Consider the following 24,969-nt stretch of genomic DNA (forward strand, 5'->3'; position numbering starts at 1 on the left):
TCGGCTTTTTCTTATAGAATAGTAAAAGGAGACAACCATGGCAGTTATGAATATCGAGTATTACTCTGAAGTTTTGGATATGGAGTGGGGCGTTACAGTACTCTATCCAGATGCTAGTCGGGTGACTGAACCAGATTGCATAGATATTCCTGCGCTTTACCTTTTGCACGGAATGTCAGGAAATCAAAATAGCTGGCTCAAACGTACCAATGTCGAACGCTTGTTGCGGGGAACCAATCTCATTGTTATCATGCCCAATACTAGCAATGGCTGGTACACAGATACTCAGTATGGCTATAACTACTTTACAGCTCTAGCAGAAGAGTTACCTCAGGTAATGAAACGTTTCTTTCCCAATATGACCAGCAAGCGAGAAAAGACCTTCATAGCAGGGCTCTCCATGGGTGGCTACGGCTCCTTCAAGCTGGCTCTCGCAACCAATCATTTTTCTCATGCGGCTAGTTTTTCTGGTGCGCTCAGTTTTCAGGAATTTTCTCCTGAAAGTCAGGATTTGGGCTCTCTTGCCTACTGGCGAGGAGTTTTTGGAGAAATCAAAGACTGGACAACTAGCCCTCATTCGCTTGAAAGTATCGCTGCGAAATCGGATAAAAAAACCAAACTATGGGTTTGGTGTGGGGAGCAAGACTATCTCTACTCTGCCAATAATCTCGCAGTGAAAAACCTCAAAAAGCTTGGTTTTGAAGTGACCTATAGTCATAGTCCTGGCAAGCACGAGTGGTACTACTGGGAAAAACAATTGGAGCTTTTTTTGGCTACCTTACCAATTGACTTTGTCTTGGAAGAACGCTTATCTTAGTTTTAGTTTTCTTTCAGTTTTATTGAGTAAAATAGAGAATCTATCTTGATTATGGGAGACCATTGATTTTAAGATAGATTCTTATTTTTATGAAAGGTGGAGTGTCATGTTCTGGATTATTCGATTATTCTTTCGATTTCTTTTGGGAATTTGGCGTTTCTTTTGGCGTCTGGTCTGGACCTTGGTTATCATTGTTCTCCTTGCTTTTGGAGTGCTATGGTATCTGACAGGTGATTTTCATTCTGCAGTCAATCAGGTTGAAAAAATGAGCCAGATTGGTCAAGGTGGCTGGAATCAATGGCAGGAGACGGGAACGCTGGAAGTCTTGTCTCAGACAGACAGTCACCAACACGCGGAAGGCAAGTGGGGTCAGGCTTCAGCTCGCATCTATATTGAACCTCAAATGGATGAGACCTTCCAAGCTGCCTATGCAGAAGCCATAAAAAACTGGAATCAAACGGGAGCCTTTGCCTTTGAGGTGGTAGCGGATTCTAGCCAAGCAGATATTGTGGCAAGTGAAATGAATGATGGATCGACAGCTGTAGCTGGTCAAGCCGAGAGTCAAACCAATCTATTGACCAATCAATTTATATCTGTAACAGTTCGACTAAATCATCATTATCTATCCAATCCAAGTTATGGATATTCTTATGAACGGATCGTGCACACGGCAGAGCACGAACTGGGGCATGCCATCGGATTGGATCATACCAACGAGACTTCTGTTATGCAGCCTGCCGGCTCCTACTATGGGATTCAGCCTCAGGATGTGAGAGCTGTTAAAGAACTCTATACCAGTAGCGACTAGATGAAGTCGGTGCAATCTGAAAAGAAATCAAAGCTCCTCCAACAAGTGATTGGTGGGGCTTTTTGTTCGTCCTGTTACGGCCTTTTTGCTATAATGGAACTATGAACAACTTGATCAAATCAAAACTAGAGCTCTTGCCTACCAGCCCTGGTTGTTACATTCACAAGGATAAAAATGGCACCATTATCTATGTTGGAAAGGCTAAAAATCTGCGCAACCGTGTGCGCTCCTATTTCCGTGGAAGTCATGATACCAAGACTGAGGCTCTGGTGTCTGAAATTGTGGATTTTGAATTTATCGTCACTGAGTCCAATATTGAGGCACTTCTCCTAGAAATCAACCTGATTAAGGAAAATAAGCCCAAGTACAATATCATGCTCAAGGATGATAAGTCCTATCCCTTCATCAAAATCACCAATGAGCGTTATCCACGGCTCATCATTACTCGTCAGGTCAAGAAGGATGGGGGGCTTTATTTTGGTCCTTATCCCGATGTGGGGGCAGCCAATGAAATTAAGCGACTCTTGGATCGAATTTTCCCTTTTCGGAAATGTACCAATCCGCCGTCTAAGGTTTGTTTTTACTACCATATCGGTCAGTGTATGGCCCACACCATCTGTAAAAAGGATGAGGCTTATTTCAAGTCCATGGCTCAGGAGGTTTCTGACTTCTTAAAAGGGCAGGATGACAAAATCATCGATGATCTTAAGGGTAAAATGGCAGTGGCAGCACAAAGTATGGAGTTTGAACGTGCGGCAGAATACCGCGATTTGATTCAGGCAATAGGCACTCTAAGGACTAAGCAGCGGGTCATGGCTAAAGACCTCCAAAACCGTGATGTCTTTGGTTACTATGTGGACAAGGGCTGGATGTGTGTCCAGGTTTTCTTTGTCCGTCAGGGCAAGCTCATCGAGCGAGATGTTAACCTCTTCCCCTACTACAATGATCCGGATGAGGACTTCTTGACCTATGTGGGACAATTTTATCAAGAAAAATCTCACCTGGTTCCTAATGAAGTATTGATTCCGCAGGATATTGACCAAGAAGCCGTCAAGGCCTTGGTGGATACCAAGATTGTCAAACCTCAGCGTGGTGAGAAAAAACAACTGGTCAATCTAGCCATAAAAAATGCTCGTGTTAGTCTGGAGCAGAAGTTCAATCTGCTAGAAAAATCTGTCGAAAAGACTCAGGGAGCTATTGAAAATCTAGGACACTTGCTCCAAATACCAACTCCGGTTCGCATTGAGTCCTTCGACAACTCCAATATCATGGGAACTAGCCCTGTTTCTGCCATGGTGGTCTTTGTCAACGGTAAACCGAGTAAGAAGGATTACCGTAAGTACAAGATAAAAACGGTTGTAGGTCCAGATGACTACGCTAGTATGCGAGAGGTCATTCGCAGACGCTATGGTCGAGTTCAACGAGACGGTTTGACTCCTCCTGATTTGATTGTGATTGATGGAGGACAAGGTCAAGTCAATATCGCTAAGCAAGTCATTCAAGAGGAGCTGGGCTTGGACATTCCGATTGCTGGGTTGCAAAAAAATGACAAGCACCAAACCCATGAACTGCTCTTCGGAGATCCACTGGAAGTGGTAGAGTTATCTCGCAATTCTCAGGAATTTTTCCTGCTCCAACGCATCCAAGATGAGGTACACCGCTTTGCTATCACTTTCCACCGCCAACTGCGCTCCAAAAATTCTTTTTCATCTCAATTGGATGGGATTGACGGTCTGGGACCTAAACGCAAACAGAATCTCATGAAGCATTTTAAGTCTCTCACTAAAATCAAGGAAGCCAGTGTGGATGAAATTGTCGAAGTTGGTGTGCCAAGAGCAGTCGCAGAAGCTGTGCAGAGAAAGTTGAACCCTCAGGAAGAAGTGGAATTGGCTCAAGTAGCGGAACCATTAAAAGAATTGGAATAAGTATCTAGATAGAAAGTAGAAGAAATGAATAGAATTGAGATTGACAGAGATATACTCCTTTTTTTACGATTTACTTACTTTGGGAATTCAAAAGATTTATTTTTAGCTGCAACTACTCGAGCCTATCTTGATTTTAATCGAACCTTGCGATTTCATGGCATGCCAGATGAACAGCGCTTGGAGATGAGAAATCGGGCCTCTAGGTGTATCAAAGAAGCGATTTTAAATCTCTTGAATCGGGACAAGCTGTGTCAAACTGATTTTGATAGTTGGCATCATAGGACTTGTGATGTTCTGATAGATTGCTATCGCTCAAATGGGATTCGATTCACTTATGGTCATGCTCAAAAGTGGATTAATATGACTTTCAAGTATCTGTATATGCTTGAAGCTGTAACCCTAGACTCCGTTTTTCCTTTTTTACACGTACCGATAGATAACATCGTGTTAGAGAGGGCGAACAAACAGTTGTGTATCCCAAGACCTTCTCAAGTGTGGAGTAGTTGGGGAGATTACGCCTTCTATCTTCAATATCAAGAACATTTGAGGCAAAGAATAGGCAAGGAAGATCCTCTTCGTTGGGAGTTTCACAATTGGCTAGATGAAATAGAAAAAGGAAAACCATCATGAACCATAAAATCGCAATTTTATCAGATATTCATGGCAATGCGACGGCGCTAGAAGCAGTGATTGCAGATGCTAAAACTCAAGGAGCCAGTGAATATTGGCTCATGGGAGACATTTTCCTCCCTGGTCCAGGTGCAAATGACTTGGTCGCTCTGTTAAAGGAACTTCCTATCACGGCAAGTGTTCGAGGCAATTGGGACGATTGTGTCCTTGAGGCTTTAGATGGGCAATATGGCTTAGAAGACCCACAGGAAGTTCAGCTCTTGCGTATGACACAGTATTTGATGGAACGAATGGATCCTGAAACGATTGTCTGGCTACGAAGCTTACCTATGCTAGAAAAGAAAGAAGTTGATGGGCTGCGCTTTTCTCTTTCTCATAATTTGCCAAATAAGAACTATGGTGGTGACTTGTCTGTTGGGAATAACACAGATAAATTTGACCAACTCCTAGATGAGGAAACGGACGTGGCAGTCTATGGTCATGTCCACAAGCAGTTGCTTCGTTACGGCAGTCAAGGGCAACAAATCATCAATTCAGGTACGATTGGTATGCCCTATTTTGATTGGGAGGCGTTAAAAAATCACCGTGCCCAGTATGCCGTGATAGAAGTGGAAGATGGGGAATTGGTAAATATTCTATTCCGAAAAGTTTCCTATGATTATGAAGCAGAGTTAGAATTGGCCAAGTCTAAGGACCTTCCTTTTATCGAAATGTATGAAGAACTACGCCGATATGACAACTATCGGGGGCACAATCTGGAACTCTTAGCTAGTTTAATTGAAAAGCATGGGTATGTAGAAGATGTGAAGAAATTTTTGGAGGCTATAAAGTCAGAATATAAGGTAGACTAGTTTCTTTACCCCCTGAAAAATAGTTGGTACTGGATGAGGGGAAACCTGATTTTAATGATAAGTTTAAATCCATGGCTTCATCCGTGTTCCAATTTCTTTCTATGAAAAATCTCTGCAAGCTCTTTCAAAATATGGTAGAATGGATGCAGTAGAATTAGAAAAGGAAATCGATTATGAAATTTCTTGAATTGAATAAAAAACGTCATGCGACTAAGCATTTTACTGATAAACCAGTAGATCCCAAAGATGTGCGTACGGCTATCGAAATCGCAACCTTGGCCCCAAGTGCCCACAACAGCCAGCCATGGAAATTTGTGGTTGTTCGTGAGAAAAATGCTGAATTGGCAAAATTAGCTTATGGTTCGAACTTTGAGCAGGTGTCATCAGCGCCAGTGACCATTGCCTTGTTTACAGACACAGATTTGGCTAAACGTGCTCGCAAGATTGCCCGAGTTGGCGGCGCTAATAACTTTTCTGAAGAGCAACTTCAATATTTTATGAAGAATCTGCCTGCTGAATTTGCGCGTTATAGTGAACAACAAGTCAGCGACTACCTAGCCCTCAATGCAGGTTTGGTTGCTATGAACTTGGTTCTGGCTTTGACAGACCAAGGAATCGGTTCTAACATTATTCTTGGATTTGACAAATCAAAAGCCAATGAAGTTTTGGATATCGAAGACCGTTTCCGCCCAGAACTCTTGATTACAGTGGGATACACAGACGAGAAATTAGAACCAAGCTACCGCTTGCCAGTAGATGAAATCATCGAGAAAAGATAGAAGGAAGAAAAAATGACAGCAATTGATTTTACAGCAGAAGTAGAAAAACGCAAAGAAGACCTCTTGGCTGACTTGTTTAGCCTTTTGGAAATCAATTCAGAACGTGATGACAGCAAGGCGGACGCTCAGCATCCATTTGGACCTGGCCCAGTAAAAGCCTTGGAAAAATTCCTTGAAATCGCAGACCGTGATGGCTATCCAACTAAAAATGTTGATAACTACGCAGGACATTTTGAGTTTGGTGAAGGAGAAGAAGTTCTCGGAATCTTTGCTCACATGGACGTGGTGCCAGCTGGTAGCGGTTGGGACACGGACCCTTATACACCAACTATCAAAGATGGTCGCCTTTATGCGCGTGGAGCTTCAGACGACAAGGGGCCTACAACAGCTTGTTACTATGGTTTGAAAATCATCAAAGAATTGGGCCTTCCAACTTCTAAGAAAGTTCGTTTCATCGTCGGAACAGACGAAGAATCAGGTTGGGCAGACATGGACTACTACTTTGAACATGTAGGACTTGCGAAACCAGACTTCGGTTTCTCTCCAGACGCTGAATTCCCTATCATCAATGGTGAAAAAGGGAACATCACTGAATACCTCCACTTTGCAGGTGAAAATACAGGTGCAGCCCGTCTTCACAGCTTCACAGGTGGTTTGCGTGAAAACATGGTACCTGAATCAGCAACGGCACTCGTTTCAGGTGATTTGGCTAACTTGCAAGAGAAACTAGATGCCTTTGTTGCAGAACACAAACTCAGAGGAGAAATGCAAGAAGAAAACGGTCAGTACAAGGTTACTATTATCGGTAAATCAGCTCACGGTGCTATGCCTGCATCAGGTGTCAACGGTGCAACTTATCTTGCCCTCTTCCTCAGCCAATTTGACTTTGCGGGACCTGCTAAAGACTATCTTGAGATTGCTGGTAAGATTCTCTTGAACGACCACGAAGGTAAAAACTTGAAAGTTGCTCATGTGGATGAAAAGATGGGTGCCCTTTCTATGAATGTGGGTGTTTTCCGCTTCGACGAGGCAAGTGCTGACAATACTATTGCCCTTAACTTCCGTTATCCAAAAGGAACAAGTCCAGAACAAATCAAGTCAATCCTTGAAAACTTGCCAGTTGTTTCTGTTAGCTTGTCTGAACATGGACACACACCTCACTATGTGCCAATGGAAGATCCACTTGTTCAAACCTTGTTGAATGTCTATGAAAAACAAACTGGACTTCAAGGTCATGAGCAAGTCATCGGTGGTGGAACCTTTGGTCGTTTGCTAGAACGTGGTGTTGCCTACGGTGCGATGTTCCCAGATTCTATCGATACCATGCATCAAGCCAATGAATTTATCGCCTTGGACGATCTCTTCCGAGCAGCAGCAATCTATGCCGAAGCTATCTATGAATTGATTAAATAAGTCTTTAGAAGTCTGAGATTTTATGCTTGGACTTCTTTTTGGAGGGAAAACAGATGTCTCAAATCGAAAAGATCAAACAAGCCATCATGGCAGATTCGCAAAACAAAAGCTATACAGATCAGGGGATAGAGCCCCTCTTTGCAGCGCCAAAGACAGCTCGCATCAATATTGTCGGTCAGGCTCCTGGACTCAAAACACAAGAAGCTGGGATTTATTGGAAGGATAAGAGTGGTAATCGTCTGCGTGAGTGGTTAGGTGTAGATGAAGATACCTTTTACAATTCAGGATATTTTGCTGTTTTGCCTATGGATTTCTACTTTCCAGGACATGGAAAATCAGGCGACCTTCCACCTCGTAAAGGCTTTGCCGAAAAATGGCACCCACAACTCCTCAAGGAATGTCCAAATATTGAATTGACCCTTTTGATTGGACAATATGCTCAGGCCTATTATCTTCATGAGAAGGTTAGTAGCAAGGTAACAGAGCGGGTAAAACATTACAAAGACCATTTGCCTGAGTATTTCCCCCTAGTTCACCCTTCTCCCCGTAATCAAATCTGGATGGCTAAAAATCCTTGGTTTGAGTCAGAAGTGGTGCCAGAATTGCAAGCATTGGTAAAAAAGATTATTCATCAATAAAGGAGAAAAACTATGGACGCCTATCAACAAGTAGCTAATACCTTGCAAGAGTTGGGAATCACCTTTGATGTGGTGGAGCACCCACCTGTATTTACGACAGAGCAGGCAGATAGCTATATTGAAGGAATGGAAGGAGTCCGGACTAAGTCCATGTTTTTGACCAATAGGAAGAAAACTCAGTACTATCTGCTCATAATGGATGACAAGAAACGATTGGATATGGATGACTTTAAAGTTCAAGTGGGAGCCGATCGGATTCGAATGGCCTCATTGGACTCCTTGGCTGAGAAAATGAACCTGCTAGCAGGAACGGTATCACCTTTTGGTTTGTTAAATAATGATGAAAAAGACATTCTAGTTTATTTTGATAAGGACATTGTATCGGAGGATATCATGACTTTCCATCCCAATACTAATGAAAAGACCATCTTTATCAAAAGCAAAGACTTGTTCCGATTTTTAGAGTCGATTGGATTTACCTATAAGTTTTTAACTTTGCGTTAAAGGCATCAAAAAAAGAAATGATGAAAGAAATTGTTTTTGACAAATTTTACCAACTTTACCAGAAAGAATCCCTTTCTGTATTAGATGTGAGAGAAGTGGAAGAGTTGGACAAGGACCAGTTGCATTATGTCATTTGTAAAGCAGGGATGAGATCAGCTCGTGCTTGTCAATTTCTAGCTGAACAGGGTTATGACGTTATCAATGTCCAAGGTGGAATGACGGCCTTTGAAAATCTTTAAACCAATATGGCGATAGATCCTAATCTTCCCTTGCTTGGTTTTAACCGAGTGAGGGATTTTATTTTTAGACTATTCTTATTTTTTAAAATATTGAAAACATTCAATGATTAATTTTAGATACTTTTTTCAAAGTTTTAATCATGGTATACTAGGTCAGTATTTTAGAAATATGAAGGAGATTTTTATGGCTAAAAAAGGTGCCCTAACAGGCTTGCTCCTGTTTGGAATATTTTTTGGTGCGGGAAACTTGATTTTTCCACCTTCTCTAGGTGCCCTATCTGGAGAACAGTTTCTTCCTGCCATTGCAGGTTTTGTATTTTCGGGTGTTGGGATTGCTGTCCTAACGCTTATCATCGGTACGCTCAATCCCAAAGGATACATTTATGAGATTTCTAAGAAAATCTCACCTTGGTTTGCGACTCTTTATCTTGCAGTCCTCTATCTATCGATTGGCCCATTCTTTGCCATTCCACGTACAGCAACAACAGCTTATGAGGTCGGTATCAGCCCTCTCTTGTCTGAAGCAAATAAAGGCCTAGGATTGATTATCTTTACTGTGTTGTACTTTGCCGCAGCCTATCTGATTTCACTCAATCCATCAAAGATTTTGGATCGTATCGGACGAATCTTGACGCCAGTCTTTGCCTTGTTGATCGTTATCTTAGTTGTACTAGGTGCCTTTAAATATGGCGGAACAAGTCCTCAAGTAGCTTCAGAAGCCTATCAAGCATCTGCTTTCGGAACAGGATTCTTAGAGGGGTATAACACCTTGGATGCCCTTGCCTCAGTTGCCTTTAGTGTCATCGCTGTTCAAACCTTGAAACAACTTGGATTTTCAAGTAAGAAAGAATACATCTCAACTATTTGGGTTGTTGGTATTGTTGTAGCTCTTGCCTTCAGTGCTCTCTATATTGGTCTAGGATTCCTTGGAAATCACTTCCCAGTTCCGGCAGAAGTCATGAAGGGTGGAACACCAGGTGTTTATATCTTGTCGCAAGCAACTCAGGAAATCTTTGGTTCAACGGCTCAACTCTTCCTTGCTGTTATGGTAACTGTAACCTGCTTCACAACGACAGTTGGCTTGATTGTGTCGACAGCAGAGTTCTTTAACGGACGTTTCCCACAAATCAGCTACAAGGTCTATGCAACTGCCTTTACCTTGATTGGATTTGCCATTGCAAACCTCGGTCTGGATGCGATCATCAAGTACTCAATTCCAGTATTGGTAATCTTGTATCCAATCACTATTGCCATTGTGATGATTGTGATTGTTAATAAGTTTGTACCCCTATCAAAACCGGGTATGCAGTTAACAATAGGAGTTGTCACAGCAATCGCTGTTGCAAGTGTTCTTGGAAGCTCCTTTAAGATTGAGTTTCTAGCAAATCTTGTGAATACTTTGCCTTTTGCTAAGGCGTCCCTCCCATGGTTGGTCCCTGCTATCATTGGAATCTTGCTTTCCTTGGTTCTTCCAAACAAGCAAGAAAGCGATGTTTTTGAAATGGAATAAAAAAACTTGGCCAAGGCCAAGTTTTTTCTATTAATCTTAGTTGGTTTTTTCAGTGTAACCAGATTCTTCAAGCATTTTCTTCGAAGCTGCATAACTTATACGGTTTCCAAAGCCAGAAAATTCGTTCGGCATTGCTTTTTTTAGGTCAGCAAGAGTTGCAACAGTCATGTCAACTTCCATACTTAGAATAACTTTTTCGTCTTTGATTTCAACTTTTTGTGTTACTCCTTTGACACCCTCATAACCTTTATAAGTATCTTCAACAATTTCTTTAATGGCTTCTGCTGTATTATCAAGTTTAGCAGGATCAAAAACATTATAAACTGTTTGTTTTAGAATGTCGTCTCCTTTTATGGTATAAGCTAAGGTAGACTCAATACCAGGCTTGCTGTTGTGAACAAAGGTGTGAGTTGTCATTTCCTCTTTCTTTTCAGATGATTGTTCCGTGCTCTGCTTGGTTTCGCTTGACTGAACAGTTTTGTCTTCCTTGGCACTACTATTGGTAGGAGTTGATGCTTGTTTAGAGCATCCTATCAGAAGGACGAGAGCAGCCATAAGGGCAAGATATGTTTTAAAGTAAGATTTCATATCCATTGCTTTCCTTTCGTAATCAAAGTATTTGTATTATAACACGGATAGTGGATGCAAGCAATCAGAAGAACCCAGTAAACAATCCCACTGACAGTAAAAAGATATGCTTGGATTTGCCTTCTTGGCTAGCTTCTAGCTCTTAATCTCCATTTCATTTGAACAAGGATTTCATTTTGATTGATTCCCTCGTGATATAAAAAACACCCCAAAGATAGCTTGGTGACTATCGTATGGGGTGGCCATTATAAGGTCAGGTTTTTGTCTGTTTTTAAGGATGAAAGATTAGTTGCTTTCTTCAGTGAATCCCATTCCTTCTAGTGCTTTTTTAGAGTTTGAGAAGCTGACACGATTGCCGATACCAGAATATTCTTCAGGAAGTGCTTTTCTAAGTTCGCTAATGCTTGCAACTGAAAAGTCTACTTCGAGATCTTGAACAACTTTTCCATCTTTGATTTCAATCGTTTGTTTAACACCTTTGAGTCCATTATAACCTTTGTACTTTTCTTCGATAAAACTCTTGACATCTTCTGGAGTTGCACCAAGGATTTCAGGATCAGCAATGTTATGAGCTGATTGCTTGATAACATTGTCGCCGTCTACAGTATAAACCAAGGTAGAAGTGATTCCAGAATTGCTTTTGTTTACAAAGGTATGTGTTTTAGTTGTTTCTTTCTTTTCAGATGATTGTTCAGTGCTTTGTTTGCTCTCACTTGACTGAGTTGTTTTGTCTTCTTTGCTACTGCGGTTGGTAGGTGTTGATGCTTGTTTGGAACATCCGAGTAGGAGGACAAGTGAAGCCACAAGGGCTAGCGATACTTTAAAGTATGATTTCATATTTTTTACTTTCCTTTCATAATCAAAGTATTTGTATTATAACATGGATCTATAGTGAAATCAACGAGAAGGATAAGACCCTTTTCCAAAGGGATCCAGCTAGAAAAGTGATATAATGGTAGGAAGAGGTGAAGAAATGAATCAAACTGTAAACTATATCAAAGAATTAACCGCTATTGCATCTCCAACGGGCTTTACTCGTGAGATTTCAGAATACCTAGTCCATACTTTAGAAGAGCTTGGTTACCAGCCGGTTCGTACAGCCAAGGGCGGTGTCAATGTGACCATCAAAGGTCAAAACGACGAAGAACATCGCTATGTAACTGCCCATGTGGACACACTTGGAGCCATTGTGCGTGCAGTCAAGCCAGATGGTCGTCTCAAATTGGACCGGATCGGTGGTTTTCCTTGGAACATGATTGAGGGAGAAAACTGTACCGTTCATGTGGCTAGTACAGGTAAAACGGTATCTGGAACGATCCTCATCCACCAGACATCTTGCCATGTCTACAAAGATGCAGGAACTGCAGAACGCACGCAGGACAATATGGAAGTGCGTTTGGACGAAAAAGTGACCAATGAAAAAGAAACCCGCGCCTTGGGCATTGAAGTTGGTGACTTCATTAGCTTTGATCCGCGAACAGTTGTGACGGAAACTGGTTTTATCAAGTCTCGCCACTTGGATGACAAGGTCAGCGCAGCAATTTTACTCAATCTCCTTCGAGTTTATAAAGAAGAAGGAATTGACTTGCCGATGACGACACACTTTGCTTTTTCAGTGTTTGAAGAAGTGGGTCATGGTGCAAACTCCAATATTCCTGATCAGGTAGTAGAATATCTAGCTGTGGATATGGGAGCTATGGGCGATGACCAACAGACGGATGAGTACACATTATCTATCTGTGTCAAGGATGCTTCCGGTCCTTATCACTATGACTTCCGTCAACACTTAGTAGCTTTGGCGAAAGAGCAAGATATTCCATTTAAGCTGGATATCTATCCATTTTATGGATCGGATGCTTCAGCGGCTATGTCAGCAGGAGCAGAGGTCAAACACGCCCTCCTTGGAGCTGGTATTGAGTCCAGTCACTCTTATGAGCGTACCCACATCGATTCAGTAGTAGCGACTGAGCGTATGGTAGATGCCTATCTCAAGAGCGAGGCGGTATCATAGAATGTGCTTAATCTGTCAGAGAATCGAACTCATCAAAGCTGGAGAAAATCCCTACTTTGTCAAAGAACTAGAAACGGGCTATGTGGTTATTGGAGACCACCAATACTTTAAGGGCTATACCTTATTTTTAGCAAAAGAGCATGTTACAGAACTCCACCATATGGAGAATCCTGTAAAATTTCGCTTTTTAGAGGAAATGAGTTTGGTCCAAGAAGCAGTCGCCAAAGCATTTGAGGCTGAAAAGATGAATATTGAACTCCTAGGAAATGGTGATGCCCACGCTCATTGGCATCTCTTTCCACGAAGAACAGGTGATATGAAGGGTCATGGATTGAATGGCCGTGGGCCAGTCTGGTGGGTGCCCTGGGAAGAAATGGTAGCAGAAGATTGCCAAGTACAATCGCCAGAGCTGGAAGAGATGATTAAAATCTTATCTCATGAATTGGAGAAGAATTTGGCCTAAGAGAGAGGAAGAAAGAAATGAAAAAAAGATATGTCATTTTATCTGGTTTACTAGCATTGACTCTTGCAGCTTGTTCGCAAGAAAAAACCAAAGTTGAAGAAAATACTCAAAAGACGGAGCAAAGCAGTCAACCGGAAGGAACTGTAGGTAGCAAATCTCAAGCTTCTAGTCAGAAAAAGGCAGAAGTTGTCAATAAGGGAGACTACTATAGTATTCAAGGGAAATACGATGAAATCGTCATAGCTAATAAGCACTATCCTTTGTCAAAAGACTATAATCCAGGAGAAAATCCAACAGCCAAGGCAGAGTTGCTGAAACTCATTGCAGCAATGCAAGCAGCTGGCTATCCAATCAGTGACCACTACAGTGGTTTTAGAAGTTATGAAACTCAGGCTAAGCTCTACCAAGACTATGTCAATCAAGACGGGAAGGAAGCGGCGGATCGCTACTCAGCACGACCAGGTTACAGTGAACACCAGACTGGTCTTGCTTTTGATCTTATTGGGACAGATGGTGATTTAGTTACTGAAGAAAAGGCAGCCCAGTGGCTCTTGGACCATGCGGCTGACTATGGCTTTGTTGTCCGCTATCTCAAAGGCAAGGAAAAGGAGACCGGCTACATGGCAGAAGAATGGCATCTCCGCTACGTTGGAAAAGAAGCCAAAGAAATTGCTGCAAGTGGTCTCAGTTTGGAAGAGTACTATGGCTTTGAAGGTGGAGATTACATCGATTAAAAATGAAAGTTTTCTCTTGCATTTTTAGATAAATAGTGTATAATGGAAAAGTATGTGTAAAGCATACTTGTGGGAGGTAAAAATCTTACATTACCGCCAAAACCACAAAGGAGGATTTAAAAATGGCTAAAAAAGTCGAAAAACTTGTAAAATTGCAAATCCCTGCTGGTAAAGCTACACCAGCTCCACCAGTTGGACCTGCTCTTGGTCAAGCTGGTATCAACATCATGGGATTCACAAAAGAGTTCAACGCTCGTACAGCTGATCAAGCTGGAATGATTATTCCAGTTGTTATCTCAGTATACGAAGATAAATCATTTACTTTCATCACTAAGACACCACCAGCTGCTGTTCTTTTGAAAAAAGCTGCAGGTGTTGAAAAAGGATCAGGTACACCTAACAAAACTAAAGTTGCTTCAGTTACTCGTGCGCAAGTACAAGAAATTGCAGAAACTAAGATGCCAGATTTGAACGCTGCAAACCTTGAGTCTGCAATGCGTATGATCGAAGGTACTGCTCGTTCTATGGGATTCAACGTTGTTGACTAATCAATAACATCCCAAGATAACCCGCAAGACTTCATCATTTCGAGAAGTGACGTGGGAGATGAAAATCGATTGAACCACTTACAAGGAGAATAGAAAATGGCTAAAAAAAGCAAACAACTTCGTGCTGCTCTTGAGAAAATCGACAGCACAAAAGCGTACAGCGTAGAAGAAGCTGTAGCTCTTGCAAAAGAAACTAACTTTGCAAAATTTGATGCAACTGTAGAAGTTGCTTACAACTTGAACATTGACGTTAAAAAAGCTGACCAACAAATCCGTGGAGCAATGGTATTGCCAAACGGTACTGGTAAAACAGCTCGCGTTCTTGTATTTGCACGTGGTGCAAAAGCTGAAGAAGCAAAAGCTGCTGGTGCAGACTTCGTTGGTGAAGACGACCTAGTTGCTAAAATCAACGACGGTTGGTTGGACTTCGACGTAGTTATCGCAACACCTGATATGATGGCTCTTGTTGGACGTCTTGGACGTGTCCTTGGACCTCGTAACTTGATGCCAAACCCTAAAACTGGTACTGTAACAATGGATGTTGCTAAAGCAGTTGAAGAGTCTAAAGGTGGTAAAATCACTTACCGTGCAGACCGTGCAGGTATCGTACAAGCTATCATCGGTAAAGTTTCATTTGAAGCTGACAAGTTGGTTGAAAACTTCAAAGCATTCAACGAAACAATCCAAAAAGCGAAACCAGCTACTGCTAAAGGAACTTACGTAACAAGCTTGACTATCACAACTACTCAAGGTGTTGGTATCAAGGTTGACGTGAACTCACTTTAATCAATAAATATATAAAAAACGAGTGCGAAAGTGCTCGTTTTTTTAGCTACGACGGGCATTCCGTTCATCTGAGGTGTAAGTCCTCTGTGGCTACCATATACTAGTAAACCCAAAAGTGATTCCCAAGCCTGACTATTGTGAGTAGCTGATCGAACGGCATTAGGATAGACTGTTTAAGTCTGACGTTGGAAATAAGAATCGGCAGAGAAAGAGATAGAGAAATCTTGGCTATACGAATAGGCACGTGATAGTAAAGCGTATATAGCGGATAAGGAGGCCAGCAACTCTAAAGTACAAATATGTAGTCGTAACCTATATGAGTAAACTACGTGAGCAATTGAATTCGAACTAGAGAGGTGATTAATAGATTTATGCTATAGTCATGACAGTTTGTATGCTTTTGATTCTAGTTTATCAAATAATAGATTAGAATTGTCAGATAATATAATTTTATGTTATAATGAAGAAAAAATAGAGGTGTTCAAATGTCAGAAGCAGGTCATAAGTTTTTAGCAAAACTGGGGAAAAAACGCTTACGTCCAGGTGGAAAACGTGCTACAGATTGGTTAATTGCGGAAGGAGGATTTTCAAAAGAAAAGAGAATACTAGAAGTTGCGTGCAATAGGGGAACTACAGCAATTGAGTTGGCACAGCGTTTTGGTTGTAAGATAACTGCTGTTGATATGGATGGACAAGCCTTAGAAGTGGCTAAAAAATCTGCTGAAATGGCAGGTGTTGGTCATTTGATTAGATTTGAAAGAGCAAATGCAATGAAACTTCCTTATGAAGATGCTAGTTTTGATATTGTTATAAATGAAGCTATGCTGACTATGCAAGCCGATCAAGCTAAGAAAAAATGTGTAATGGAGTATCTAAGGGTTTTAAAACCTGAAGGTCTTCTTTTGACACATGATGTGCTTCTTAAGGAAGCTGAAGAGTCTGTCAGACAGGAATTGTCACAAGCAATTCATGTAAATGTAGGTCCTTTAACTCAAGATGGTTGGGAACAGGTGATGATAGAATCAGGTTATCGTGATGTGAAAATATTGACTGGTGAAATGACATTAATGAAATTATCAGGTATGATTTATGACGAAGGTTGGCTAGGAACTTTGAAAATTTGCGTAAATGCTTGTAAAAAGGAGAATAGAAAGCAGTTTTTAACTATGTATAAAATGTTTGCTAAGAATAAACAGAAATTGGGCTTTATTGCTATGGCTAGTTATAAATCGTCAAATCGTTAGATAATTATTGGAGTTAACTTTTCCTTGTTTCTTTCTTAAAAAATATGCTATAATAGAGAGTAAAAAACTTTGAAAGAAAGAAAAAGATGAATTTAAAAGATTATATCGCAACGATTGAAAATTATCCTAAGGAAGGTATCACCTTCCGTGATATCAGCCCATTGATGGCAGATGGTAATGCCTATAGCTATGCTGTTCGTGAAATCGTTCAGTATGCAACTGACAAGAAGATCGACATGATTGTTGGGCCAGAGGCTCGTGGATTTATTGTTGGCTGCCCAGTTGCTTTTGAGTTGGGAATTGGCTTTGCACCTGTTCGTAAACCAGGGAAATTGCCACGTGAAGTCATTTCTGCTGACTATGAGAAAGAGTACGGTATTGATACCTTGACCATGCACGCGGATGCCATCAAACCAGGTCAACGCGTTCTCATCGTAGATGACCTCTTGGCGACAGGTGGAACTGTCAAAGCAACCATTGAAATGATCGAAAGACTTGGTGGAGTTGTAGCCGGTTGTGCTTTCTTGATTGAGCTTGATGAGCTTAAAGGCCGTGAAAAAATCGGAGATTACGATTACAAGGTACTTATGCATTATTAATGAAAAACAGTCCTTGGGGCTGTTTTCTCTTCATCTGCTATATAAACAAACTATAGCTAGTTAGAGAAAAAATATAATTGAAAACTATATCTTCATACAGTATAATAAAAGGAAGAGAAGTTTGAAAGATTGTGCTTTCAAGCAGATAAAGCCATTCCCGAAATAGATGACTGTTAGGAGGGTATTATGCCGATTCGGATTGAAAAAAAATTACCTGCCGTTGAGATTTTAAGGACAGAAAATATCTTTGTCATGGATGATCAACGGGCTGCTCACCAAGATATTCGACCTTTGAAGATTTTGATTCTAAATCTGATGCCCCAAAAGATTGTGACAGAAACACAACTCTTGCGGCATTTGGCCAATACGCCTCTACAGTTAGATATCGATTTTTTGTATATGGAAACGCATCGTTCAAAGACGACTCGTGCCGAACATATGGAGACCTTCTATAAGACCTTCTCGGAAGTCAAGAATGACTTTTTTGATGGAATGATCATCACGGGAGCTCCAGTGGAGCACTTACCTTTTGAGGAGGTGGACTATTGGGAGGAGTTTAAACAGGTCATCGAATGGTCCAAGACGCATGTGTTTTCAACCCTGCATATCTGTTGGGGTGCCCAAGCAGGTCTTTATGCTCGCTATGGCGTTGAAAAACACCAGATGGAGCAGAAGCTGTCAGGTATTTACCCTCAGGATACCTTGAAAGAGGGCCATCTTCTCTTTCGTGGTTTTGATGATAGCTATGTAGCTCCCCATTCTCGTCATACAGAAATCTATAAGGAAGAGATATTGGGAAAAACCAATCTGGAAATCCTCTCTGAGGGAGAACAAGTCGGCGTTTCAATTTTAGCCAGTCGGGATCTTCGTGAGATTTATAGTTTTGGTCATTTAGAATATGACCGTGATACTCTAGCAAAAGAGTATTTTCGTGATTGTGAGGCAGGACTTAATCCTAACATTCCGGAAAATTACTTCAAAAATGATGATGTGAATGAGACACCGTGTCTCTGTTGGTCTTCATCAGCTGCCCTCTTTTTCAGTAACTGGGTTAACTATGCCGTTTATCAGGAAACTCCTTTTGACTGGAAAAAGGTAGAGGACGATGCAGCTTCATTTGGATATTTATAAGAGGAATTATGACATATTTTGACGCTTTTAAATCAGGGAACTTGGTTTTGCCAAGTGCCCTGCTCTTGCATTTTAAGGAACTCTTTCCTTCCAGCGAAGATTTTCTCGTCTGGCAATTTTTCTATTTACAAAATACCACAGCCCTAGGAGATGTTTCGCCTAGCCAGATTGCTGAAATCATTGGGAAAGAAGTGGCAGATGTCAACCAATCCATTTCGAATTTGACTGAAAATGGTTTGCTACAATATCGGACCATTGAACTAAATGGGGAAATTGAGCTCATTTTTGATGCTAGTTTGGCTTTTGAACGCTTGGATAGCTTGCTAGACAGCCAAACTCCAGCTACAACTGCTCCAAACACGCAGAATCAGTTGAAGGCTCTGGTTGAAACTTTTCAGCAGGAATTGGGACGCTTATTAACACCATTTGAAATCGAAGATCTTTCTAAGACTGTCAAAGACGATGGGATCAAGGCGGATTTAATCAAGGAAGCTCTCCGAGAAGCTGTTCTAAATGGCAAACCAAACTGGAAATATATTCAAGCCATCCTTCGGAATTGGCGCCATGAAGGCATCCAATCTGTAGCCCAAGTGGAAGCTAAACGAGCTGAGAGAGAAGCAAACAATCCTAAACAAGTTCAAGCTTCAGCTGATTTTCTCGATGCCATGAATTTGTGGCAAGATTAGTCGCTTGAAAAATCTTGAAAATTAGAGTAAGGTTTGCAAGCTCTTTATAAATATGATAAAATAATAGAAAATAAAATGAAAAAAGAGGTATGTGAAATGTCACGTAAACCATTTATCGCTGGTAACTGGAAAATGAACAAAAATCCAGAAGAAGCAAAAGCATTCGTTGAAGCCGTTGCCTCAAAACTTCCTTCATCAGACCTTGTTGAAGCTGGTATCGCAGTTCCTGCACTTGACTTGACAACTGTTCTTGCTGCTGCTAAAGGAACTAACCTTAAAGTTGCTGCTCAAAACTGCTACTTTGAAAATGCAGGTGCTTTCACTGGTGAAACAAGCCCACAAGTTTTGAAAGAAATCGGTACAGACTACGTTGTTATCGGTCACTCAGAACGCCGTGACTACTTCCATGAAACTGACGAAGATATCAATAAAAAAGCAAAAGCAATCTTTGCAAACGGTATGCTTCCAATCATCTGTTGTGGTGAGTCACTTGAAACTTACGAAGCTGGTAAAGCAGCTGAATTCGTAGGTGCTCAAGTATCTGCTGCTTTGGCTGGATTGACTGCTGAACAAGTTGCTGCATCCGTTATCGCTTATGAGCCAATCTGGGCTATCGGTACTGGTAAATCAGCTTCACAAGACGACGCACAAAAAATGTGTAAAGTTGTTCGTGACGTTGTAGCTGCTGACTTCGGTCAAGAAGTTGCTGACAAAGTACGCGTTCAATACGGTGGTTCAGTTAAACCTGAAAACGTTGCTTCATACATGGCTTGCCCAGACGTTGACGGTGCCCTTGTTGGTGGTGCGTCACTTGAAGCTGAAAGCTTCTTGGCATTGCTTGACTTTGTAAAATAATCTAGCTTATTCCAGACAGTCTTCTAAGACTGTCTTTTTTTTAAAAAAAAAAGACTGTATATTTTTCTTAAATTATCAGTCTATTGCAACTTTTCTCAGATAGTACACTTTCCTTGATATCATTTTCTGGTAGTAGTATACTTGTATTATAGCTACTGTGAAGTAGTTATAAAAAAATGAAAAGAGGTAAGAAATATGGTTGAATTGAAAAAAGAAGCAGTAAAAGATGTAACAACATTATCTAAAACAGCGCCAGTAGCATTGGCAAAAACAAAGGAAGTATTGAACCAAGCAGTAGCAGACTTGTATGTGGCTCACGTTGCCCTTCACCAAGTTCACTGGTATATGCGTGGTCGTGGTTTCCTCGTATGGCATCCAAAAATGGATGAATACATGGACAGTCTTGATGGCTATCTTGACGAAATCAGTGAACGTTTGATTACTCTTGGTGGCAAACCTTATTCAACTTTGACAGAATTCCTTCAACACAGTGAAATCGAAGAAGAAGAAGGAGAATTCCGTAACGTTGAAGAAAGCTTGGAACGTGTTCTAGCTATTTATCGCTACCTCATCACTCTTTTCCAAAAAGCTTTGGATGTAACTGATGAAGAAGGTGATGATGTTACAAACGATATCTTTGTTGGGGCTAAGGCTGAACTTGAGAAAACAGTTTGGATGCTTGCAGCAGAACTTGGACAAGCTCCTGGTTTGTAAGATATAGTTGCTACCCCTTTTATCATGAGGCGCTTGATAAGTGCCCATGACCAATCATCTTTTAAAAGTCATGTAACTGTAAACAGTTGCATGATTTTTTATTTACTGGACTTAGGACACATTGTCAAAAGTAGGATTTTACGGTATAATAGTTGCTGTTCGAGAAATTTTGATTTTCAAAGAATAGTGAAACGTTATAAGGAGAACCCATGAACAACTTACCAAATTGCCCAAAATGTAATTCAGAATATGTCTATGAAGACGGAAGCCTCTTGGTTTGCCCAGAGTGTGCCTATGAATGGAATCCTGCTGAAGTTGCAGAAGTAGAAGAAGGTGTTGTTGCTATCGATGCCAATGGAAATAAATTGGCTGACGGCGATACTGTAACCTTGATTAAGGACTTGAAAGTAAAAGGTGCACCTAAGGATTTGAAACAAGGAACTCGTGTCAAAAATATCCGTATCGTAGAAGGCGACCACAACATCGATTGTAAGATTGATGGTTTTGGAGCTATGAAACTCAAATCAGAATTTGTTAAGAAAATCTAGCCATGAAAATGAACCTGAAATTTATCTTTTATAGCCGTGTGCTCTTGTTCTTAGCGGCTTTCACAGGAGTTTACCTAGAGATTACCAAGCGTGGTGGTTTTGGCATGCTCCTCTACTATACAGTGCTATCCAATCTCTTGGTAACACTTTTTACAGCTTATCTGCTTTATGTGATGAGACAATCTGGTGAAAAATGGCAAAGTCGGCATCTACTCCGTCTCAAGGGCGGAGTTACCATGAGTATCATGATTACTTGTGTCATTTACCATTTTATGCTAGCGCCGATAGCGACTGATTTTTACCGTTTGGAAAATTTCCTCTGTCACTATATCGTTCCTCTTTGGTTTCTAGCTGATACCTTATTATTTGATAAGCAAGGTCAATACAAGATCTGGGATCCAGTATTGTGGACCATCTTGCCCTTGGTTTACATGCTTTTTGCCCTTTTTAATGGCTTAGTATTGAAACTACCTGTACCAAATTCCAAGGTTAGTCCTTTCCCTTATTTCTTTTTAGATGTGGCCAAGGGTTGGGACGTGGTTATTAAATGGTGTTTGACTATCTTTGTGGCCTATATGGTTGCAGGATTTATCTTCTACCTGATCAAGCAAATCAAGCGAAAATAGTCTTCCTATAAGGGAAATTAGGACGGAGTCCCTATGTCAGTTGGGCTCCTTCTTTTCTTGCCATATCCTTTAAAAAAAGATATGATAGTGAGAGAAAAAAACAGAAAGAGAATCCATGAAACAATATTTAGAACGGGCTAGCATTCTAGCTCTCTCCCTCGTTTTGATTACTTCCTTTTCCATCTCGAGTGCTCTACCAGCTATGTTCGACTACTATCAGGGCTATCCCAAAGAACAAATCGAGCTTCTCGTTAGCCTCCCTTCTTTTGGGATTATGATTATGCTAGTCTTAAATGGGGTTTTGGAACGTTTGTTGCCTGAACGTCTTCAGATTAGTCTGGGCCTTGTCATCCTCTCTATCGGTGGAATAGCTCCCTTCTGGTATCAGGATTATAACTTTGTCTTTGCTATGCGGATTTTATTTGGTTTGGGTGTGGGGATGATCAATGCCAAGGCCATTTCCATTATCAGTGAACGCTATCACGGAAAGACACGGATCCAGATGCTAGGTCTAAGGGGATCAGCAGAGGTGGTTGGTGCTTCGATTTTAACTCTAATGGTAGGTCAACTCCTTTCCTTTGGATGGACAGCGACCTTTTTAGCTTACAGTGCGGGATTTTTAGTGTTGATACTTTATCTGCTATTTGTCCCTTATGGCAAAGAAAAGAAAGAGACTAAGAAAAAAGAGGTTGAAAGCGCTCGTCTGACAGGACAGATGAAAGGCTTGATTTTCCTTTTGGCTGTTGAAGCAGCAGTCGTTGTTTGTACCAACACAGCTATCACTATTCGTATTCCTAGTCTGATGGTAGAAAGAGGTCTAGGGGATGCCCAGTTATCGAGCTTGGTTTTAAGTATCATGCAGTTGATTGGTATCTTGGCAGGTGTGAGTTTTTCTTTCTTTATCTCTCTGTTTAAAGAAAGGTTGCTCCTTTGGTCAGGTATCACCTTTGGATTGGGTCAGATTGTAATTGCCTTGTCTCCGTCATTGGGTGTGATGGTAGTTGGAAGTGTTGTGGCAGGTTTTGCCTACAGCGTAGCCTTGACCACTGTCTTTCAGCTTCTTTCTGAAAGAATCCCAGCCAAGCTCCTTAATCAGGCAACATCTTTTGCAGTGCTAGGATGCAGCTTTGGAGCCTTTACGACACCTTTCATTCTTGGGGCGATTGGCTTTGTGACTCAAAACGGTATGTTGGTCTTCACCATTCTAGGATGCTGGTTGATTGTCACTTCTATCTTTGTTATGTACGCACTTCAAAAGAGAGCTTAGGATTGATTTTCTAAGTTTTTCTTTTCGGAGTTTTTGTACCCAGACAATTATTAGTTTTTAAACTTGTTTACACTTTTATTTCCTGATAAAATAGAAGTTATGACAAGATATAAAGCAATCATTTCCTATGACGGTTATGCCTTTGCTGGTTTTCAGCGCCAGCCTCATGCGCGGAGCGTTCAAGAGGAAATCGAAAAAACCTTAACGAGACTCAATAAGGGGCAAGCCATCACTGTTCATGGTGCTGGTAGGACGGATAGTGGGGTCCATGCTCTGGGTCAGGTTATTCATTTTGATCTGCCCTATCAGATGGATGAGGAAAAACTCCGTTTTGCTCTGGATACTCAGTCTCCAGAAGATATCGATGTGATTTCGATTGAGATTGTGGCGGATGACTTTCATTGCCGTTATGCAAAACATAGCAAGACCTATGAGTTTATCGTGGATAGAGGGCGCCCCAAAAATCCGATGCGCCGTCACTATGCTACTCACTTTCCCTATCCCCTCGATGTGGAACGGATGCAGATGGCAATCAAAAAGCTAGAGGGAATCCACGATTTCACCGGTTTTACAGCATCTGGAACCAGTGTAGGGGACAAGGTTCGGACCATTACAGAAGCGAGTTTAACAGTCGATGAGACAGGCCAATTTTTGACCTTTACCTTTTCAGGAAATGGTTTCTTGTATAAGCAGATTCGCAATATGGTGGGGACTCTTCTCAAAATCGGAAATAATCGAATGCCAGTTGAGCAGATTGACTTGATCTTGGAAAAAAAAGACAGACAGCTTGCAGGTCCAACAGCAGCACCAAATGGCTTGTATTTGAAGGAGATTCGTTATGAAGAATAATCGTATTTTAGCACTTTCTGGGAATGATATTTTTAGTGGTGGAGGTCTGTCAGCTGATTTGGCTACCTATAACTTGAACGGCTTGCATGGTTTTGTAGCAGTGACTTGTTTGACAGCCTTGACAGAAAAGGGTTTTGAAGTCTTTCCTACGGATGATATTATTTTCCAACATGAGTTGAATAGTTTGCGTGACGTGGACTTTGCAGGGATCAAGATTGGTCTTCTCCCTACTGTCAGTGTGGCTGAGAAGGCACTGGACTTTATCAAGCAACGTCCGGGAGTGCCGGTGGTATTGGACCCCGTTTTGGTCTGCAAGGAAACGCATGATGTGGCTGTCAGTGAACTCTGTCAAGAGTTGATTCGCTTTTTTCCTCATGTTAGCGTGATTACACCTAATCTCCCAGAAGCAGAATTGCTAGCTGATCAGGAGATCAAAACCTTGGAAGATATGAAAGCTGCAGCGCAGAAATTGCATGATTTAGGAGCGCCGGCAGTTATTATCAAGGGAGGCAATCGCCTTAGTCAGGACAAGGCTGTGGATGTCTTTTATGATGGACAAACTTTCACTGTCCTAGAAAATCCCGTTATCCAAGGGCAAAATGCTGGTGCAGGTTGTACCTTTGCCTCAAGCATTGCCAGTCACTTGGTTAAAGGTGATGAACTTTTAACAGCAGTGGAGAGCTCTAAAGCTTTCGTTTACCGTGCCATTGCACAAGCAGATCAATATGGAGTAAGACAATATGAAGCAAACAAAAACAACTAAAATCGCCCTTGTATCCCTTCTAACCGCCCTTTCTGTGGTTCTAGGTTATTACTTGAAAATTGGAACGCCAACAGGAATATTGACTCTCTTGGATGCAGGTATTTTCTTTACTGCCTTTTACTTTGGCAGTAAAGAAGGAGCCGTCGTTGGAGGACTAGCAGGATTCCTAATTGACCTTTTATCAGGCTATCCACAGTGGATGTTCTTTAGTTTAGTGAACCATGGCTTGCAAGGATTTTTTGCAGGTTTTAAAGGGAAGTGGCAATGGCTAGGCCTTGTCTTGGCTACTATCGTCATGGTAAGTGGCTACGCCCTAGGTTCTACCCTAATGAATGGCTGGTCAGCAGCCTTGCCAGAAATCCTTCCAAACTTCCTGCAAAATACCTTGGGAATGATTGTGGGGTTTGTAGTTTTTCAGAGCGTCAAGAAGATAAAATAAAAAA

At 41.3% G+C, this 24,969-nt stretch carries 30 protein-coding genes; 28 read left to right on the top strand and 2 right to left on the bottom strand.

Annotation, left to right across the window (positions count from 1 at the left end; translation table 11 throughout):
• Window positions 1-37: 37 nt before the first annotated feature.
• The 11 genes from ACVC7S_RS00850 (at window position 38) to brnQ (ending at window position 10,114) form a co-directional block, all read left to right on the top strand.
• Window positions 38-817 (top strand): alpha/beta hydrolase, encoded by a 780-nt coding sequence (locus tag ACVC7S_RS00850; RefSeq protein WP_447265842.1) that lies wholly within the window; start codon window positions 38-40, stop codon window positions 815-817.
• A gap of 106 nt (window positions 818-923) precedes the next feature.
• Window positions 924-1,625: a matrixin family metalloprotease gene (locus ACVC7S_RS00855; RefSeq protein WP_447265843.1), complete on the top strand. Its 702-nt coding sequence runs from the start codon at window positions 924-926 to the stop codon at window positions 1,623-1,625.
• 101 nt (window positions 1,626-1,726) lie between these two features.
• Entirely contained in the window at window positions 1,727-3,550 is a 1,824-nt protein-coding gene (uvrC, locus tag ACVC7S_RS00860; RefSeq protein WP_447265844.1) for an excinuclease ABC subunit UvrC, read from the top strand.
• 24 nt (window positions 3,551-3,574) lie between these two features.
• Complete coding sequence (locus tag ACVC7S_RS00865; RefSeq protein WP_447265845.1) at window positions 3,575-4,180, top strand: hypothetical protein; 606 nt, start codon at window positions 3,575-3,577, stop codon at window positions 4,178-4,180.
• A complete protein-coding gene (locus ACVC7S_RS00870; RefSeq protein ID WP_447265846.1) occupies window positions 4,177-5,031 on the top strand; it encodes a metallophosphoesterase family protein in 855 nt (284 codons plus the stop codon). The genes ACVC7S_RS00865 and ACVC7S_RS00870 overlap by 4 nt, the downstream gene beginning before the upstream one ends.
• 173 nt (window positions 5,032-5,204) lie before the next feature.
• Window positions 5,205-5,810 carry a nitroreductase family protein gene (locus tag ACVC7S_RS00875; RefSeq protein ID WP_000670170.1) on the top strand — a complete coding sequence of 202 codons (606 nt, stop codon included), beginning with the start codon at window positions 5,205-5,207 and terminating at the stop codon, window positions 5,808-5,810.
• A 12-nt stretch (window positions 5,811-5,822) separates the two neighbouring features.
• Window positions 5,823-7,223, top strand: coding sequence for a dipeptidase PepV (pepV, locus tag ACVC7S_RS00880; protein ID WP_447265847.1), 1,401 nt, complete (start codon window positions 5,823-5,825; stop codon window positions 7,221-7,223).
• 53 nt (window positions 7,224-7,276) lie between these two features.
• Window positions 7,277-7,861 carry a uracil-DNA glycosylase family protein gene (locus tag ACVC7S_RS00885; protein WP_447265848.1) on the top strand — a complete coding sequence of 195 codons (585 nt, stop codon included), beginning with the start codon at window positions 7,277-7,279 and terminating at the stop codon, window positions 7,859-7,861.
• Window positions 7,862-7,873: 12 nt separating this feature from the next.
• Window positions 7,874-8,365, top strand: a complete 492-nt coding sequence (locus ACVC7S_RS00890; RefSeq protein ID WP_447265849.1) for a prolyl-tRNA synthetase associated domain-containing protein — start codon at window positions 7,874-7,876, stop codon at window positions 8,363-8,365.
• A gap of 20 nt (window positions 8,366-8,385) precedes the next feature.
• Window positions 8,386-8,604 (top strand): rhodanese-like domain-containing protein, encoded by a 219-nt coding sequence (locus ACVC7S_RS00895; protein ID WP_447265850.1) that lies wholly within the window; start codon window positions 8,386-8,388, stop codon window positions 8,602-8,604.
• A 184-nt stretch (window positions 8,605-8,788) separates the two neighbouring features.
• On the top strand, window positions 8,789-10,114 hold the full coding sequence (brnQ, locus tag ACVC7S_RS00900; protein ID WP_447265851.1) for a branched-chain amino acid transport system II carrier protein: 1,326 nt from the start codon (window positions 8,789-8,791) through the stop codon (window positions 10,112-10,114).
• 36 nt (window positions 10,115-10,150) lie between these two features.
• On the opposite strand, the gene ACVC7S_RS00905 is transcribed toward brnQ, so the two are convergent.
• Together ACVC7S_RS00905 and ACVC7S_RS00910 are read right to left on the bottom strand one after the other, a co-directional pair.
• Window positions 10,151-10,702: a DUF1307 domain-containing protein gene (locus ACVC7S_RS00905; protein ID WP_447265852.1), complete on the bottom strand. Its 552-nt coding sequence runs from the start codon at window positions 10,700-10,702 to the stop codon at window positions 10,151-10,153.
• Window positions 10,703-10,987: 285 nt separating this feature from the next.
• On the bottom strand, window positions 10,988-11,539 hold the full coding sequence (locus ACVC7S_RS00910; protein ID WP_096407984.1) for a DUF1307 domain-containing protein: 552 nt from the start codon (window positions 11,537-11,539) through the stop codon (window positions 10,988-10,990).
• A gap of 136 nt (window positions 11,540-11,675) precedes the next feature.
• Between ACVC7S_RS00910 and ACVC7S_RS00915 the strand changes: the two genes are divergently transcribed.
• The 17 genes from ACVC7S_RS00915 (at window position 11,676) to ACVC7S_RS00995 (ending at window position 24,965) form a co-directional block, all read left to right on the top strand.
• Window positions 11,676-12,713: a M42 family metallopeptidase gene (locus ACVC7S_RS00915; RefSeq protein ID WP_447265853.1), complete on the top strand. Its 1,038-nt coding sequence runs from the start codon at window positions 11,676-11,678 to the stop codon at window positions 12,711-12,713.
• 1 nt (window position 12,714) lies between these two features.
• On the top strand, window positions 12,715-13,176 hold the full coding sequence (locus ACVC7S_RS00920) for an HIT family protein (RefSeq protein WP_447265854.1): 462 nt from the start codon (window positions 12,715-12,717) through the stop codon (window positions 13,174-13,176).
• A gap of 17 nt (window positions 13,177-13,193) precedes the next feature.
• Window positions 13,194-13,910, top strand: a complete 717-nt coding sequence (gene ldcB / locus ACVC7S_RS00925; protein WP_447265855.1) for an LD-carboxypeptidase LdcB/DacB — start codon at window positions 13,194-13,196, stop codon at window positions 13,908-13,910.
• Between the two features lie 122 nt (window positions 13,911-14,032).
• Window positions 14,033-14,458: a 50S ribosomal protein L11 gene (rplK, locus tag ACVC7S_RS00930; protein WP_001085804.1), complete on the top strand. Its 426-nt coding sequence runs from the start codon at window positions 14,033-14,035 to the stop codon at window positions 14,456-14,458.
• 96 nt (window positions 14,459-14,554) lie between these two features.
• Entirely contained in the window at window positions 14,555-15,244 is a 690-nt protein-coding gene (gene rplA / locus ACVC7S_RS00935; RefSeq protein ID WP_001085672.1) for a 50S ribosomal protein L1, read from the top strand.
• A gap of 485 nt (window positions 15,245-15,729) precedes the next feature.
• Window positions 15,730-16,488, top strand: a complete 759-nt coding sequence (locus ACVC7S_RS00940) for a class I SAM-dependent methyltransferase (protein WP_268705493.1) — start codon at window positions 15,730-15,732, stop codon at window positions 16,486-16,488.
• An 86-nt stretch (window positions 16,489-16,574) separates the two neighbouring features.
• The gene (locus tag ACVC7S_RS00945; RefSeq protein ID WP_001049316.1) at window positions 16,575-17,087 is read left to right on the top strand and encodes an adenine phosphoribosyltransferase; all 513 of its coding nucleotides are present in this window, start codon (window positions 16,575-16,577) and stop codon (window positions 17,085-17,087) included.
• Window positions 17,088-17,273: 186 nt separating this feature from the next.
• Window positions 17,274-18,218, top strand: a complete 945-nt coding sequence (metA, locus tag ACVC7S_RS00950; protein ID WP_447265856.1) for a homoserine O-acetyltransferase MetA — start codon at window positions 17,274-17,276, stop codon at window positions 18,216-18,218.
• Between the two features lie 8 nt (window positions 18,219-18,226).
• Window positions 18,227-18,904, top strand: coding sequence for a DnaD domain-containing protein (locus tag ACVC7S_RS00955; protein ID WP_447265857.1), 678 nt, complete (start codon window positions 18,227-18,229; stop codon window positions 18,902-18,904).
• A gap of 96 nt (window positions 18,905-19,000) precedes the next feature.
• The gene (tpiA, locus tag ACVC7S_RS00960; RefSeq protein WP_049490291.1) at window positions 19,001-19,759 is read left to right on the top strand and encodes a triose-phosphate isomerase; all 759 of its coding nucleotides are present in this window, start codon (window positions 19,001-19,003) and stop codon (window positions 19,757-19,759) included.
• Between the two features lie 195 nt (window positions 19,760-19,954).
• Window positions 19,955-20,473 carry a Dps family protein gene (locus tag ACVC7S_RS00965; RefSeq protein ID WP_447265858.1) on the top strand — a complete coding sequence of 173 codons (519 nt, stop codon included), beginning with the start codon at window positions 19,955-19,957 and terminating at the stop codon, window positions 20,471-20,473.
• 209 nt (window positions 20,474-20,682) lie between these two features.
• Window positions 20,683-21,021: a zinc ribbon domain-containing protein YjdM gene (locus ACVC7S_RS00970; RefSeq protein WP_001061600.1), complete on the top strand. Its 339-nt coding sequence runs from the start codon at window positions 20,683-20,685 to the stop codon at window positions 21,019-21,021.
• A gap of 2 nt (window positions 21,022-21,023) precedes the next feature.
• Window positions 21,024-21,647: a Pr6Pr family membrane protein gene (locus tag ACVC7S_RS00975; RefSeq protein WP_096407964.1), complete on the top strand. Its 624-nt coding sequence runs from the start codon at window positions 21,024-21,026 to the stop codon at window positions 21,645-21,647.
• 115 nt (window positions 21,648-21,762) lie between these two features.
• Window positions 21,763-22,914, top strand: a complete 1,152-nt coding sequence (locus ACVC7S_RS00980) for an MFS transporter (RefSeq protein ID WP_447265859.1) — start codon at window positions 21,763-21,765, stop codon at window positions 22,912-22,914.
• Between the two features lie 99 nt (window positions 22,915-23,013).
• Entirely contained in the window at window positions 23,014-23,763 is a 750-nt protein-coding gene (truA, locus tag ACVC7S_RS00985) for a tRNA pseudouridine(38-40) synthase TruA (protein ID WP_447265860.1), read from the top strand.
• On the top strand, window positions 23,753-24,526 hold the full coding sequence (locus tag ACVC7S_RS00990) for a bifunctional hydroxymethylpyrimidine kinase/phosphomethylpyrimidine kinase (RefSeq protein WP_447265861.1): 774 nt from the start codon (window positions 23,753-23,755) through the stop codon (window positions 24,524-24,526). The genes truA and ACVC7S_RS00990 overlap by 11 nt, the downstream gene beginning before the upstream one ends.
• On the top strand, window positions 24,504-24,965 hold the full coding sequence (locus ACVC7S_RS00995; RefSeq protein WP_061852778.1) for an ECF transporter S component: 462 nt from the start codon (window positions 24,504-24,506) through the stop codon (window positions 24,963-24,965). Before ACVC7S_RS00990 ends, ACVC7S_RS00995 begins: the two co-directional genes overlap by 23 nt.
• Window positions 24,966-24,969: the final 4 nt, after the last annotated feature.

The sequence above is a fragment of the Streptococcus sp. Z556 genome, from assembly GCF_053010225.1.

Coding starts and splice junctions, on each gene's coding strand:
- pepV (WP_447265847.1), top strand. CDS start 5,823: ATGACAGCAATTGATTTTACAGCAGAAGTAGAAAAACGCAAAGAAGAC.
- ACVC7S_RS00890 (WP_447265849.1), top strand. CDS start 7,874: ATGGACGCCTATCAACAAGTAGCTAATACCTTGCAAGAGTTGGGAATC.
- ACVC7S_RS00975 (WP_096407964.1), top strand. CDS start 21,024: ATGAAAATGAACCTGAAATTTATCTTTTATAGCCGTGTGCTCTTGTTC.
- ACVC7S_RS00855 (WP_447265843.1), top strand. CDS start 924: ATGTTCTGGATTATTCGATTATTCTTTCGATTTCTTTTGGGAATTTGG.
- rplA (WP_001085672.1), top strand. CDS start 14,555: ATGGCTAAAAAAAGCAAACAACTTCGTGCTGCTCTTGAGAAAATCGAC.
- ACVC7S_RS00870 (WP_447265846.1), top strand. CDS start 4,177: ATGAACCATAAAATCGCAATTTTATCAGATATTCATGGCAATGCGACG.
- ACVC7S_RS00895 (WP_447265850.1), top strand. CDS start 8,386: ATGAAAGAAATTGTTTTTGACAAATTTTACCAACTTTACCAGAAAGAA.
- ACVC7S_RS00910 (WP_096407984.1), bottom strand. CDS start 11,539: ATGAAATCATACTTTAAAGTATCGCTAGCCCTTGTGGCTTCACTTGTC.
- ACVC7S_RS00885 (WP_447265848.1), top strand. CDS start 7,277: ATGTCTCAAATCGAAAAGATCAAACAAGCCATCATGGCAGATTCGCAA.
- ACVC7S_RS00875 (WP_000670170.1), top strand. CDS start 5,205: ATGAAATTTCTTGAATTGAATAAAAAACGTCATGCGACTAAGCATTTT.
- brnQ (WP_447265851.1), top strand. CDS start 8,789: ATGGCTAAAAAAGGTGCCCTAACAGGCTTGCTCCTGTTTGGAATATTT.
- ACVC7S_RS00995 (WP_061852778.1), top strand. CDS start 24,504: ATGAAGCAAACAAAAACAACTAAAATCGCCCTTGTATCCCTTCTAACC.
- ACVC7S_RS00865 (WP_447265845.1), top strand. CDS start 3,575: ATGAATAGAATTGAGATTGACAGAGATATACTCCTTTTTTTACGATTT.
- tpiA (WP_049490291.1), top strand. CDS start 19,001: ATGTCACGTAAACCATTTATCGCTGGTAACTGGAAAATGAACAAAAAT.
- ACVC7S_RS00915 (WP_447265853.1), top strand. CDS start 11,676: ATGAATCAAACTGTAAACTATATCAAAGAATTAACCGCTATTGCATCT.
- ACVC7S_RS00955 (WP_447265857.1), top strand. CDS start 18,227: ATGACATATTTTGACGCTTTTAAATCAGGGAACTTGGTTTTGCCAAGT.
- uvrC (WP_447265844.1), top strand. CDS start 1,727: ATGAACAACTTGATCAAATCAAAACTAGAGCTCTTGCCTACCAGCCCT.
- ACVC7S_RS00920 (WP_447265854.1), top strand. CDS start 12,715: ATGTGCTTAATCTGTCAGAGAATCGAACTCATCAAAGCTGGAGAAAAT.
- ACVC7S_RS00970 (WP_001061600.1), top strand. CDS start 20,683: ATGAACAACTTACCAAATTGCCCAAAATGTAATTCAGAATATGTCTAT.
- ldcB (WP_447265855.1), top strand. CDS start 13,194: ATGAAAAAAAGATATGTCATTTTATCTGGTTTACTAGCATTGACTCTT.
- ACVC7S_RS00905 (WP_447265852.1), bottom strand. CDS start 10,702: ATGAAATCTTACTTTAAAACATATCTTGCCCTTATGGCTGCTCTCGTC.
- truA (WP_447265860.1), top strand. CDS start 23,014: ATGACAAGATATAAAGCAATCATTTCCTATGACGGTTATGCCTTTGCT.
- ACVC7S_RS00850 (WP_447265842.1), top strand. CDS start 38: ATGGCAGTTATGAATATCGAGTATTACTCTGAAGTTTTGGATATGGAG.
- ACVC7S_RS00965 (WP_447265858.1), top strand. CDS start 19,955: ATGGTTGAATTGAAAAAAGAAGCAGTAAAAGATGTAACAACATTATCT.
- ACVC7S_RS00980 (WP_447265859.1), top strand. CDS start 21,763: ATGAAACAATATTTAGAACGGGCTAGCATTCTAGCTCTCTCCCTCGTT.
- rplK (WP_001085804.1), top strand. CDS start 14,033: ATGGCTAAAAAAGTCGAAAAACTTGTAAAATTGCAAATCCCTGCTGGT.
- ACVC7S_RS00940 (WP_268705493.1), top strand. CDS start 15,730: ATGTCAGAAGCAGGTCATAAGTTTTTAGCAAAACTGGGGAAAAAACGC.
- ACVC7S_RS00990 (WP_447265861.1), top strand. CDS start 23,753: ATGAAGAATAATCGTATTTTAGCACTTTCTGGGAATGATATTTTTAGT.
- metA (WP_447265856.1), top strand. CDS start 17,274: ATGCCGATTCGGATTGAAAAAAAATTACCTGCCGTTGAGATTTTAAGG.
- ACVC7S_RS00945 (WP_001049316.1), top strand. CDS start 16,575: ATGAATTTAAAAGATTATATCGCAACGATTGAAAATTATCCTAAGGAA.